Here is a 13042-nt window from a genome sequence, read left to right on the forward strand (position 1 = left end):
CAGTAAGAGGACAACGACGTGCGATTTCCGAACCAACGTTTAGCGCAACTTTTCGATCTGTTGCAAAACGAGACGCTGCCACAGGACGAGCTGGCGCAGCGGCTGTCGGTCTCCACGCGAACCGTCCGGGCGGATATCACCGCCCTGAACGCGCTGCTGGCCAGCCACGGCGCGCAGTTCATTTTGAGCCGGGGCAACGGCTATCAGCTCAAAATTAATGATGTGGTGCGCTATCAACAATTGCAGGCGTCCCACCCGCGCGCGCTGCGTATTCCGCGAACCGGACCGGAGCGCGTGCACTATCTGGTGGTGCGTTTTCTGACGTCAGCCTTTTCCCTCAAGCTGGAGGATCTGGCCGATGAGTGGTTCGTCAGCCGGGCCACGTTGCAGAGCGACATGGTGGAAGTGCGCGAGTGGTTTCATCGTTATAACCTGACGCTGGAAACCCGCCCGCGCCACGGGATGAAGCTGTTTGGCAGCGAGATGGCGATCCGCGCCTGCCTGACCGACCTTCTGTGGGAGCTGGCGCAGCAGGACAGCCTGAACCCGCTGGTGACCGACGTGGCGCTGAATGCGGGGGTGGCGGAAAAGATGGTGCCGGTGCTGCACGATGCGCTGACGCGCCATCACATTCGCCTGACCGATGAAGGCGAGCTGTTCCTGCGCCTGTACTGCGCGGTGTCGGTGCGGCGCATCAGCGAGGGGTATCCGCTGCCGGAATTCCACGCGGAAGACGTGGAAGAGAACGTGCGTGAGGCGGCGAAAGATATCGCCGTCACCATTCAGCAACTGGCGGGCAAAGCGCTGTCGCCGTCAGAAGAGAGCTGGCTGTGCGTGCACATTGCGGCGCGGCAGATCCAGGAGATCGCCCCCAGTGCCATTAACGCCGACGACGACGAAGCCCTGGTCAACTACATTCTGCGCTACATCAACACCCACTATAACTACAACCTGCTGAGCGATGAGCAACTGCATGCAGATCTGCTCACGCACATCAAAACCATGATTACCCGCGTGCGGTATCAAATCATGATCCCCAATCCGCTGCTGGATAACATCAAGCAGCACTACCCGATGGCGTGGGATATGACCCTCGCGGCGGTGTCGAGCTGGGGCAAATACACCCCGTATGTGATCAGCGAAAACGAAATTGGTTTTCTGGTGCTGCATATCGGCGTCGGGCTGGAGCGCCATTACAATATCGGCTACCAGCGCCAGCCGCGGGTGCTGCTGGTGTGCGACGCCGGTAACGCGATGGTGCGCATGATCGAGGCGGTACTTCAGCGTAAATATCCGCAGATTGAGGTGACGCGCACGCTCACCCTTCGTGAGTACGAGCTTGCCGATGCCATTGGCGAAGACTTCGTGATCTCCACCGCCCGCGTGAGCGAAAAATCCAAACCGGTGGTGATGATCGCCCCGTTCCCGACCGATTATCAGTTAGAGCAGATCGGCAAGCTGGTGCTGGTGGATCGCACCCGCCCGTGGATGCTGGAAAAATACTTCGACGCGGCCCATTTCCGCATTCTCGACAAGCCTGTCGACCAGCAAACGCTGTTCCGCGAACTGTGCGGGCAGCTTGAAGGGGAAGGTTTTGTCGGCGCGGAGTTTCTGGAATCGGTTATCGAGCGTGAAGCCATCGTCAGCACCATGCTCGGCGACGGCATCGCGCTGCCGCACTCCCTCGGGCTGCTGGCGCAAAAAACGGTGGTCTACACCGTGCTGGCGCCGCAGGGCATTCAGTGGGGAGATGAAACCGCTCATGTCATCTTCCTGCTCGCCATCAGCAAAAGCGAGTACGAAGAGGCAATGGCGATTTACGACATCTTTGTCACCTTCCTGCGTGAACGCGCGATGGCGCGCCTGTGCCAGTGCGAGAATTTTGCGGCGTTTAAGGCTGAGGCGATGGAGAGTTTGAGTCGGTTTTGACGTTCAGGCGGACAGAGGATATCCGCCTTCATTCAACGCAGATGATGCACAACCTGGTTGCTGCTGCCGCGCCAGATAAGCATAGGATCTTTTAGATCCTGCACGAACTTGCCGTCGACCAGGACGTTAATCAGATCCACCACTTCCATCTGCTGCGCATTCAGTTCATCCAGCTTATAGCCCGTCCAGACCCAGACGTCTTTTCCCGCGCACTCGCGGCGGATGCGTTTTACCAGCTTCAGGATCGCCGGCACGTTTTGCGGATGGAGCGGGTCGCCGCCGGAGAGCGAGATCCCCTGGCGTTTGATGCGCGTGTCGTTTAGGTCGTTGATGATGCGGTCTTCCATCTCAGCGGTAAACGGCATACCCGAGTTCAGGCGCCAGGTGCTTTTGTTGTAGCAGCCGGGGCACTCGTGAACGCAGCCTGATACAAACAGGGTACAGCGGGTGCCGGGGCCGTTGACGATGTCGACGGGGTAGTACTGGTGATAGTTCATCGCGAATAACCACGCCGGGTGGCGCTGCGCTTACCCGGCCTACAAAAGAGAGCGGTCCGTAGGCCCGGTAAGCGCAGCGCCACCGGGCATTAACGTGGCAGCGGATTACCCGATCTGCCCATTCCCCAGATGTTTCACCCTGCGCTTCACCTCTTCCTGCTTACCGGCGTTAAACGGACGGGCATCCGGGCTGCCGAGGTAGCCGCACACGCGGCGGGTCACGGAGACGCGGGCTGCGTCGTGGTTACCGCATTTCGGGCAGGTGAAGCCTTTGCTGGTGCATTCGAACTCACCGGTAAAGCCGCACTCGTAGCACTCGTCAATTGGCGTGTTGGTTCCGTAGTACGGCACGTGCTGATAGCTGTAATCCCACACGTCTTCCAGCGCCTTCAGGTTGTGCTGAATGTTCGGGTACTCGCCGTAGCAGATAAAACCGCCGTTCGCGATGGGCGGATAGGCCGCTTCAAAGTCGATCTTGTCGTACGGGTTCACCTTCTTCTCCACATCGAGGTGGAAGCTGTTGGTGTAGTAACCTTTGTCGGTCACGCCTTCCACGATGCCGAACTCAGCGGTGTCCAGACGGCAGAAGCGATCGCAGAGGTTTTCGCTCGGCGTGCTGTACAGGCTGAAACCGTAGCCAGTTTCCTCTTTCCACTGGTCTACCGCATCGCGCAGGCGCTGCACAATCGCGATACCTTTCTCACGCAGGGCGTCGTTGTCATAGATGTGCTTGTCGCCAAACAGCGCGTTAATCGTTTCGTGAATGCCGATATAGCCAAGAGAGATCGATGCGCGACCGTTTTTGAAGATCTCCGACACATCATCGTCCGCCTTCAGGCGCACGCCGCAGGCTCCTTCCATATAGAGAATTGGCGCGACGCGGGCTTTCACCCCTTCAAGACGGGCGATGCGGGTCATCAGCGCCTTACGTGCCAGCTGTAAACGTTCATCCAGCAGCGTCCAGAAGGCCGCTTCATTCCCTTTAGCTTCCAGCGCGATGCGCGGCAGGTTCAGGCTGATGACGCCCAGGTTGTTGCGCCCGTCGTGGATCTGCTCGCCGTTCTCATCCTCGTACACGCCGAGGAAGCTGCGGCAGCCCATTGGCGTTTTAAACGAACCGGTGACTTTCACCACCTGATCGTAGTTGAGGATGTCCGGGTACATACGCTTGCTCGCGCACTCCAGCGCCAGCTGCTTGATGTCATAGTTCGGATCGCCAAACTTGTGGTTCAGGCCGTCGCGAATGGCGAACACCAGTTTCGGGAACACCGCCGTTTTACGGTTTTTACCGAGGCCGGAGATGCGGTTGCGCAGAATAGACTGCTGGATCAGGCGTGATTCCCAGCTGGTGCCGAGGCCAAACCCGAAGGTCACAAACGGCGTCTGGCCGTTGGCGGTGTGCAGCGTGTTTACCTCATATTCCAGCGACTGGAACGCGTCGTAGCACTCTTTCTCGGTGCGGGAACGGGCGTAACCGTCGGCATCCGGGATCTGCCACTCTTCCGCCGTTTTACGGTGTTTGTTGAAGCTCTCGGCCACGAACGGGGCCAGCACTTCATCGATGCGGTTAATGGTGGTGCCGCCATAGATGTGGCTCGCCACCTGGGCGATGATCTGCGCCGTGACCGCCGTCGCGGTGGAGATGGATTTCGGCGGCTCAATCTCGGCGTTACCCATTTTAAAACCGTGGGTCAGCATGCCTTTCAGGTCGATCAGCATGCAGTTAAACATCGGGAAGAACGGCGAGTAGTCGAGATCGTGATAGTGGATCTCACCGCGCTCGTGCGCAGACACCACGTCGCGCGGCAGCAGGTGCTGGCGGGCATAGTGCTTGGCGACGATACCGGCCAGCAGGTCGCGCTGGGTTGGGATCACTTTGCTGTCTTTGTTGGCATTTTCATTGAGCAGCGACGAGTTGGTTTGCTCCACCAGGCCGCGGATCTCCTGGTTCAGGCGACCGCGTTTCTCACGCTGGACGTCACGGTCGTGACGATACTCAATGTAGGCGCGCGCCAGCTGCTTGTACGGACCAGACATCAACTGGTTTTCAACCGCGGTCTGGATCTCGTTGATATCCACCTGGCTGCGTTCATGCATCTGGCTGCTAACGACTTCTGCGACGGTGGCGCAGTAATCTGCGTCATCGACTCCCGCTGCTTTAGCTGCACGCAGAATGGCTTCTTTGATGCGCTCTGATTTAAACGGCACTTTACAGCCATCACGTTTCATCACATGCGGTGTCATGATCACTCCATTTTAAAAACAGGTTATCCACAAAGGTGGAGAAGTATTCACCGGACGTATTCCTCGCCGCGGCAAAGACTTCCCGCGTGCCCAGCTCGTGTTATCCACAATTCCGGCCAGCGTTCGCGCCGTCTTGTTGTTGGAATAGTAGACGATAAATACAAGATGTTGGGTCGGCGTGCATTTTAAGTGCTACATATAGTGATTTGCATCAAACAAGTTTGCGATTTTTTTGATGCAGAACAAAGTAAAAAGACGAGAGTACAAACGGCGGGCGCTGGGGCAATTGTAAAGACTCGAAGGAAAAATCTGATTAATTATTCAACAAAAACAAGCGCTCAGCAGAGCCTGTGCTGAGCGCTGCTCGATTAACTCACCCCGCAGGCCCAGCTCAACCCTGCCTGCAAAAAGGCTACGGTAACGATGCAGCCCAGTACCAACGGGATGAGAAGAGAGCTTTCGGGGGCATCGTCCTGTTTTTGAGAACCTTCATTACTCAGCGCAGACATCGCCTCTTCCCGCGTACGCGCCGCCAGCAATTGCTCACGCACCCGCTCATCCGTGAGTCTGCTGGTCAGCGTCGTCAGCAGGTGCATATGCGTACTGCCTGCTTCCGCTGGCGGAATGGCGAGCAGGAAAACCATCCTCACCTCTTCATCACCCTCCAGCCCCGGCCAGCATATCGGATCGTCAAAGAGCGCCAGACAAAATGCCGCCTGTTGCACCGCCTCGGTTTTACCGTGCGGGACGGCGAGCGCTTCACCCAGCGCGGTAGGGCCTTCACTTTCGCGTTGTAAAACGCTTTCGATAAATGCCTCTCGATCGTTAATGACATTCCGCCTGGCGAGCGGCTCGGTGAGCCAGCGGATCACTGCTTCCGGCGTGCGTTGGGGCGGGTTGATAAACACCAGTTCGGGATGCGTCAATGCAAGCAAGTTCATATTAAACCTCAATTAAAAAATCGCAGGTTGCGGAGGGGAGGATCGCCGTTACCGGCTGCACGGACTCTTCCAGATAGTTAATCTGACGAAGCCCCGCCAGGCTTTCCGGGACGGGAACGGGCTCCGTGCCGGCGTTAAACATGCGGACGACCGTACCTTGCGACTGCTGCGCATGGGGCAGAGCGGAAAGGATGAGCGGCTCCGGCAGGGTCAATAACGAGAATTGTGCCGGAAGCCTGCGTTCGGGCAGACGCAACGAAAAGCGCTCAAGACGGTGATCGAGCGTGTGTAGCGTTTGCCGTTGGTAGGTGAAAGGCTGTCCAGCCGCCTGATTTTCCAGCTGGCGCAGCGTGAGGTGGTCGGCGTTGTCGGCCAGCGCGACGGTGAATGAAAAGCGCAACGGTTTCAGCAACTGGGCATCAGGAGTTTCAACCACCGTATTATTGATGCCGGAGGCCCGACCCGGCCGCCATTCGAGCTCGCTGCGTCCGAGCACGCCCGTCGATTTAAACATCGTCAGGGCAATCGCTGCTGGTTCGCTGCCGATAATCTGAAATTCTTTCATGCCACGGCTAGTCACAACCAGCGCTTTACCCGGTTCCGCGACAGCGATAATGCCCTCGCTGGTTTCGATATCCACCGGCATCTCGCGATAGCGTTCTTGCCAGTGTTCACCGTCATATCCCGTTTCGCGCTGGATGATTGCGAAGGGCTGTGAGGCGATAGCGTGACGGGTGTGAATATCGCAGCCGATCAATAAACGTAGCCGGTGATCGCAATGGCTGTTTTCCAGCGAAGCCTCAACATACAGGTTCGGATCGTCATGGCGTAATTCGCAGACCAGACGAATGGATAACGGCGTTCGGGTATTTTCCTGACGGCCAGCGAGATCCGGCGGAAGAAGCAGGGTGGCTTCTACGATCAGCTTTTCGACAAGCGGCGTTTTTACACCGTCGACGAGCGTAAAATGCGAACAGCGCGTCGGCGCGTCGCCCGCAAGCGGTGAGAAATCGTAGCTGTCGCCCGCGTCCACGCAGTCTTCAAAGGTAAAGAAAGAGGGGATACGTCTGCCGCTGCGTTTGTCATGCAGGGTAAGCGTTCCGGCATCCAGCGACAGTCGATAATGCGCATTCTCAATCTCGCTGCCCTTTATCTTTTCAGACGCCAGGAAAGGCGCAGGGTCTTCTTCAACGTTAACGGTGAGATAGCCGATCGGCGGCAGAACCGGTGTCTTTACCGCAACGTGCCAGCGGTAATAAGGGAGAAGGGGCGTCTCGCACTCGCCCTCGGCGGTAAGGGAGATCGCCGTTCCGCCGGGCAGAATGTCTCTTTCCAGGACGTCGAATGGGATGGGCTGCCCCTGATGCGTCAGGGCGATATTATCCGCCCGGCTATACAGGGTGGTTATCACCACGTGCTGCGTTGGGGTAGCTAGCGGGTTAAAGATCAGCAGGTCGCCATCCTGAACGCAGGCGGCGGCCAGGGTTTTCACCACCAGATTCCACAGGCTATGGCACAGCTGTTCGGTTTGTTCCATACGATGCAGAATGTCGCGGTTGGTGGCATCGCTATTACAGCCGCCAATGGAATCGTGGGCATGGTTTCGCAACAGCTTTTTCCAGAGGGTGTCGACTACCGCGAGGTTGACCGGAATCCCCTGGTGACGCGCCATTGCGATTGTCGGCTCCAGCTGTCGCAGGATGAACTGTTCAACCTCATCGTTTTTCTTTTTGATGTCGTAGCGCACGGAGCCGATCGTTTTATGGATGCGGGTGTAGCGCGGCGATTTCAGCTCCCCTTCCAGGAGCTCAAACTGTTCACGCTGCGCGTGAAGGGTTTCTACATAACGCTCCAGAGAACTGATGAAGTAACGGTCCTGATCCGGGGACTGTGCGCTGGCGACCTCCAGGATTTTCGGCAGCGCCGGGTCGATGCTGACCTGATCGCCGCCGCAGGGCAGGAGCAGGTCGTTTAGACCGGCCCGTGAACGCAAAAGTGTGGTCATCGGGTAGATTTTTCCCCGGAGATGGGAGGCTTCCGAACGCATGTTTTTAGCCGCGCCATAACCGAGCGCCATCGCACAGGCGATGACGGTCGCACCTGACGGTGCGCGCCAGAGGAACTGGCTGCTTTTGGCGTGCCTGTCGTGATCGATACCGCGCCAGAAGACGATATTGTCGATATTGCAGCCCTGCAAGATCGTGGGCATTTGCGCATTGTGGCCAAAGGTATCCGGAAGATACCCAACCTGCATCGCATGCCCCAGCGTCCGGGCAGAAAAAATGCCGTACTTCAGGTTGCGGATAATCGATTCGCCATGCACGTTGTAGGTGTCCGTCTGGGTATACCATGGCCCTACGAAGATCCTTTTTTCTCTGACCAGCTTTTCCAGCCTGGCGCGATAATCAGGATTGATGGCGAGAAAGTCCTCCACTACCGCCATCTGTCCGTCAAGGTGATAGCAGGTGTAAGCGGAGTCCTGCTCCAGCGTGTTGATGACGTCCGCAAAATTATATGACGCCAGCACCATGCTGTCCTGACGGGTGAAATACCACTCCTGATCCCAGTGCGTATGGGCAATGACGTGGATCTGATTCATGACGTTCCCCTTATCTGGCGTTCTTTGGGCTGACATAGAGCACGCCCAGGGCGCAAATCAGTGCGCCAATAAAGACGCTCGCCAGGTAGCCCGCCACGTTGGTTGCCAGCGGCCAGCCCCAGACGGCTGGCAGAGGCAGCGTCTGCTTCACGCCAAGGGTAATGGCGACCAGCGCGCCGGCGACGGCACCGGTCATGAACACCGGGATCAGACGTGGGTTTTTCAGGATGAACGGGATCGCGCCTTCGGAGATCCCAATCACGCCCAGCAACAACGAGGTGCTACCGACGGTTTTCTCTTCCTGGCTAAAGACATCCGGTAATCCAAAGCGGCCGTTGAGGAACGCAGCAAAGCCGACGCCAATGGAGGGGATCACGATGGAGAGTTCGCGGGCGGTTAAATCAAACGTCTCGCTCATGCCATTCAGGCCGAGCGCGACCGAGCCTGCCGCCTTGTTGACCGGACCGCCCAGGTCGAACGCGGTGCCCGCGGCAATCATCGCGGAATAGAACCCGCGCCCGGTGTCACCTGCCGAGGTAAAAAAGACCACCATCAGCTGGTTAAGCGAGCCAAAAATCGGGTTAATCAAATATTCCATGACCATCACCAGCGTAATGCCGGTGATCAGCGGGACGAGCAGCATGGTTTTAATGGTGGTGAGCTGCTGGCGGACGTGAATCGAATCATTGAGCCAGCGCACCAGATAGCCCACAAAAAAGCCGATACCAATGGCGCCGAAAAAGCCGGATGGCATAAAGCCTTCGATATCAAAGAAGCGCTTATAGACTTCGTCTGACATGATGCCGCCAATAAGACCGGGGATGAGTGCCGGTTTACCGGCAATGGAAAACGCCAGATACATCGCAAAAACGGGATACATGAACTTAATGGTCATAAAGCCCACTTTATCCAGCACGCTGAACGGCGAATGTTCGATGTTAATAAACTGCCCGGTTATTTTGGCCGTCGCCATCATCAGCCCGCCCATCACCACCACCGGCAGCATATAGCTGATGGCCGCCATAATATGGCCAATAAAAATCTGGTAAGCCGAACGCTGAAGATCGTCTTCTTGTGCGACAGTGGTGACGTTTTTTTCCTTTGCCAGCGCCTGACGCAGATAGCGATCGGTATGTTTGATCAGCTCTTGTGTGCGGGTTTGAAGGTGAGGAATGTTTTCAAAACGCTCGGCATCATGAATGGGAACGTCGGTTGCCAGAATAATGGCCGTGGCGGAGGCGATATCCTGTTTTGTTAAACGGTTTTTAACGCCGTCGCTGCCCTGCGTTTCGACCTTTACCTCGATATTGTGCTCGTTAGCCCATGCAATAATTTTATTCGCCGCCATAAAGGTGTGTGCGATACCTGTCGGGCAGGCCGTTACCGCGACAACTTTTTGTTTCGTCATTGTCATAATTCCCTGGATGTGAAAACAGGGGAAGTATAAAGAGAACCTAAAACAGTTTTTAATGTTTGCTAATACTAATTACGTATCGTGATACGCGTAAATGCAATGTGTGAAGCGCCTTCCAGAGACTATTTCTCTGTTGTGTTAATATCATCTCGGGATTAAACGGGGCGTAATAGATGAATTCATTCCAGGGAAGTGAACGTTTGATATTTGAATACATTCAGCATCATGCGTGTAATATTTCTAATATATCGGCAAAAGAGATTGCCCGCGATACATTTACCACGACAACATCCGTTAATCGTGTATGTAAAAAAATGGGCTATAAAAGCTATACCGAGCTTCGGTACCGTTTTTTACGCGACCATTTTACACCTGCACCTGCTGCCCCCGACGTGGGGCCGCAGGCGGATGATATTGTGACAGACGTGTCCAGGTTGCTTACGCATTCCAGCCATATCTATCTTTACGCACGGGGAGCCTCGCTCACCAGCCTCAACTACCTGTCGCGCTTTTTGTCGCTGGCGAGCCTGCCGCACCTTATTTTGAATGACATGCACCAGTTGACACGCGTATCGAAGGGGACGCTGGTGTTGATCAGTAAATCCGGGGAGACGCAGTCGCTGATTGAAATGGCGCGTAACGCGCTGCGCAAAGGGTTGAAGATTATTGCGATTACCCGTCAGGGGTCGACACTGGCGTCGATCTCAACGCTATGCTGGCCGTTACCAATCGACATTAACGCGGTTTCGCTGTATCAGCGGGAAGGGCAGCTTGAACTGTTAAGCGCCGTGGACCGTATCGGCTGTAGGCTGCTACAGCACGATACGGTGTAGTCAGGCCGTCAGAGCTGCTTCACTATTCCCAGACGTACGGCATAATCATTTTCATGGTTGCCGTCATTATTGATGTACGTTTTATCCAGTGAAACCAGTTCGACGTATGGCGTCCAGCCATCGTCGAGCTTGTAGTTGAACGCGACGGTATGCTCCCAGTAGGTGTCATCCCCGGTTCCCTGATCGACGTTATCCTGCCAGCGGAAGCGCGGGTTATAGGACATACCGAATTTGCCGATGTTATACGCGAACCAAATGTCGAACTGGTGTGACTGGCGGCGAGTATAACCGCTGCCGTCGAGTTCTTTATCGCTGTGCGCGTCATTGACGGTGTTATAGCGGTAACGGGCGGAGAGATTCAGACCGTTATCGAAGGCTTTCCAGCCCTGAATGAAGGGGCGGTAATGCGTATTGCTGGCGGTGAAAACCGTCACCATGCCAGGCGCAACGGCGAAACCATTTCCCAGATCGAAACGCCAGCGCGTTTCGATTTCCTGTGCCGCTTCCGTTAACCCCTTGTCGTCGGGATTATATCTGTCGGTATCACCAAAAAACGTATCATTATGGTTTTGTGCGGCTTCAACGGAGAAGTAAAAACCGTTATTCGCCTGATGCATGACCTTAATGCGTGAATCATTTACGTCTGAGCGCGTATTATGACCAAAGCGAAGGTCGACGGACGTATTCCCGCACCATCCCTGTGTGCTCAATAATAATGCGCTAATACACGTTGCTTTAATAATTATCTTTTTCATAATATCCTGCCGAGGTTATTTAATTGGCAGGCTATTTTTATTTTGAGTGCGCCATATTGTAAAAGTTATCGTCGTACATTTAGCGTATCGCTAAACATAAAAAAAGAGATACAGCATGCTGTATCTCCTGAGGTTTATTCCTGCACCCACCAGATAGCTTCAAACGGGCGCAATAGCAACGTATCGGGTCGGAAGGGAACCTCTTCATAGTTGCTGAGTGCCACCCGCCATGCTCCCTCTACGGAGGCGGGCTGCCACTGCTGGCGCGCGTGGCTCAGGTTCGCCACCACCATCAGCGTTTGTCCCTGCCACTGGCGGCGGTAGCACCACAGGGAAGGGTGGTCAGGCAGGAGATCCTCATAATCCCCCCACGTCAGTACCGACAGGGTTTTGCGCAGGCGAATCAGCGACTGATAGGTGTAAAACACCGAATCGGGGTCGTCCAGCGCCGCGCGGGCGTTCACGGTTTCGTAGTTGTCGCAGACGCCAATCCACGGCTCGGCCTCGGTAAAGCCCGCATTATGCGAGGCGTCCCACTGCATCGGCGTGCGGCCATTATCGCGTGACTTACTCGCCATAATCGCCAGTAGTTCATCCGTATCGCGACCGTTAGCCCGCTGTTCGGCGAACATGTTCAGGCTTTCCACGTCGCGGTAGTCGGTGATACGGCTGAAATGCGGGTTGGTCATACCCAGCTCTTCACCCTGGTAGATATACGGTGTGCCCTGCATCCCGTGCAGCACCATGCCGAGCATTTTCGCCGCCGCCACGCGGTGTTCCCCTTCGTCACCAAAGCGCGACACGATGCGCGGCTGGTCATGGTTACACCAGAACAGCGCGTTCCAGGCTTTGTTGTGCATCCCCTGCTGCCAGTGGCGGAAAAGGTTTTTTAGCGCCACGAAGTCCGGCTTCGCCTTCGTCCATTTTTCGCCGCCGGGGTAGTCTACCTTGAGGTGGTGGAAGTTAAAGGTCATCGACAGCTCGCGGCCGTCAAGAGACGCGTACTGTTGGCAGTTCTCCAGCGAGGTGGAGGACATCTCGCCCACCGTCATCAGATTACGCGGCGTAAAGACGTCGCGGCTCATCTCCTGGAGATATTCGTGGATGCGCGGCCCGTCAGTGTAGAAGCGGCGACCGTCGCCGAGGGTATCGTCCGGGAAATCCTGATCTTTTGAAATCAGGTTGATGACGTCCAGACGCAAGCCGTCCACGCCGCGATCGGCCCAAAACTCGCACACTTTTTTCAGCTCGGCGCGCACCGCCGGGTTTTCCCAGTTGAGATCCGCCTGCTCCGGCGCGAACAGGTGCAGATAATACTGCTCGCTTTCGGCGTGCCAGCGCCAGGCGTTGCCGCCAAACTTGGAGCGCCAGTTGTTGGGAAGCGTATCCGGCGTACCATCGCGCCAGATATAGAACTGGCGGTACGGACTCGCTTTATCCAGCGACTCACGGAACCAGGCGTGCTGCGTGGACGTGTGGTTAAAGACCATATCCAGCACGATGCGGATGCCGTATTCATGCGCCCGGGCAACCAGTTCGTCAAAGTCGTCCAGCGTGCCGTAGGTCGGGTCGATGGCAGTGTAGTTCGCCACGTCGTAACCGTTATCCACCTGCGGGGAGATATAAAACGGCGTCAGCCAGATGGCGTCAATGCCGAGGGTTTTCAGGTAGTCCAGGCGCTGCGTCACGCCGCGCAGATCGCCCGTGCCGCTGCCGGTGGTGTCCTGGAAACTCTTTGGGTAAATCTGATAGATGACGCCGTTCTGCCACCAGTGAGGAAGGGTATTCATAGTACGTTCCTGCAAATGCGAAGGGGCGCAACTGCGCCCC

At 56.2% G+C, this 13042-nt stretch carries 9 protein-coding genes; 2 read left to right on the forward strand and 7 right to left on the reverse strand.

Annotation, left to right across the window (positions count from 1 at the left end; all coding sequences use genetic code 11):
• Window positions 1-18: 18 nt before the first annotated feature.
• The gene (locus tag L463_RS15945; RefSeq protein ID WP_023295816.1) at window positions 19-1929 is read left to right on the forward strand and encodes a BglG family transcription antiterminator; all 1911 of its coding nucleotides are present in this window, start codon (window positions 19-21) and stop codon (window positions 1927-1929) included.
• 32 nt (window positions 1930-1961) lie between these two features.
• Here the strand turns inward: L463_RS15945 and nrdG are convergent, their stop codons facing one another.
• The 5 genes from nrdG to L463_RS15920 form a co-directional block, all read right to left on the reverse strand.
• Window positions 1962-2426, reverse strand: a complete 465-nt coding sequence (gene nrdG, locus L463_RS15940) for an anaerobic ribonucleoside-triphosphate reductase-activating protein (protein ID WP_015572513.1) — start codon at window positions 2424-2426, stop codon at window positions 1962-1964.
• A 105-nt stretch (window positions 2427-2531) separates the two neighbouring features.
• The gene (nrdD, locus tag L463_RS15935) at window positions 2532-4670 is read right to left on the reverse strand and encodes an anaerobic ribonucleoside-triphosphate reductase (protein ID WP_015572514.1); all 2139 of its coding nucleotides are present in this window, start codon (window positions 4668-4670) and stop codon (window positions 2532-2534) included.
• A 368-nt stretch (window positions 4671-5038) separates the two neighbouring features.
• A complete protein-coding gene (locus L463_RS15930) occupies window positions 5039-5611 on the reverse strand; it encodes a PTS sugar transporter subunit IIA (RefSeq protein ID WP_032103145.1) in 573 nt (190 codons plus the stop codon).
• 1 nt (window position 5612) lies between these two features.
• Window positions 5613-8210, reverse strand: coding sequence for a glycoside hydrolase family 38 N-terminal domain-containing protein (locus L463_RS15925; protein WP_032103146.1), 2598 nt, complete (start codon window positions 8208-8210; stop codon window positions 5613-5615).
• A gap of 10 nt (window positions 8211-8220) precedes the next feature.
• Window positions 8221-9618 carry a PTS fructose transporter subunit IIC gene (locus tag L463_RS15920; RefSeq protein WP_071993131.1) on the reverse strand — a complete coding sequence of 466 codons (1398 nt, stop codon included), beginning with the start codon at window positions 9616-9618 and terminating at the stop codon, window positions 8221-8223.
• 179 nt (window positions 9619-9797) lie between these two features.
• Here L463_RS15920 and L463_RS15915 point away from each other — a divergent pair, with 179 nt between their 5' ends.
• Window positions 9798-10457, forward strand: coding sequence for a MurR/RpiR family transcriptional regulator (locus L463_RS15915; protein WP_032103147.1), 660 nt, complete (start codon window positions 9798-9800; stop codon window positions 10455-10457).
• Window positions 10458-10465: 8 nt separating this feature from the next.
• Here L463_RS15915 and L463_RS15910 read toward each other — a convergent pair whose 3' ends face one another.
• Window positions 10466-11212, reverse strand: coding sequence for an oligogalacturonate-specific porin KdgM family protein (locus tag L463_RS15910; RefSeq protein ID WP_017694639.1), 747 nt, complete (start codon window positions 11210-11212; stop codon window positions 10466-10468).
• 134 nt (window positions 11213-11346) lie between these two features.
• Window positions 11347-13002 (reverse strand): alpha,alpha-phosphotrehalase, encoded by a 1656-nt coding sequence (gene treC, locus L463_RS15905; RefSeq protein ID WP_032103148.1) that lies wholly within the window; start codon window positions 13000-13002, stop codon window positions 11347-11349.
• Window positions 13003-13042 lie beyond the last annotated feature (40 nt).

The organism is Enterobacter sp. BIDMC 27 (assembly GCF_000534415.1).
GTDB lineage: Bacteria > Pseudomonadota > Gammaproteobacteria > Enterobacterales > Enterobacteriaceae > Enterobacter > Enterobacter hormaechei_C.

Excerpts from the sequence above, each read along its gene's own strand:
- nrdG (WP_015572513.1), bottom strand. The coding sequence starts at position 2,426 with ATGAACTATCACCAGTACTACCCCGTCGACATCGTCAACGGCCCCGGC.
- nrdD (WP_015572514.1), bottom strand. The coding sequence starts at position 4,670 with ATGACACCGCATGTGATGAAACGTGATGGCTGTAAAGTGCCGTTTAAA.
- L463_RS15930 (WP_032103145.1), bottom strand. The coding sequence starts at position 5,611 with ATGAACTTGCTTGCATTGACGCATCCCGAACTGGTGTTTATCAACCCG.
- L463_RS15925 (WP_032103146.1), bottom strand. The coding sequence starts at position 8,210 with ATGAATCAGATCCACGTCATTGCCCATACGCACTGGGATCAGGAGTGG.
- L463_RS15920 (WP_071993131.1), bottom strand. The coding sequence starts at position 9,618 with ATGACGAAACAAAAAGTTGTCGCGGTAACGGCCTGCCCGACAGGTATC.
- L463_RS15915 (WP_032103147.1), top strand. The coding sequence starts at position 9,798 with ATGAATTCATTCCAGGGAAGTGAACGTTTGATATTTGAATACATTCAG.
- L463_RS15910 (WP_017694639.1), bottom strand. The coding sequence starts at position 11,212 with ATGAAAAAGATAATTATTAAAGCAACGTGTATTAGCGCATTATTATTG.
- treC (WP_032103148.1), bottom strand. The coding sequence starts at position 13,002 with ATGAATACCCTTCCTCACTGGTGGCAGAACGGCGTCATCTATCAGATT.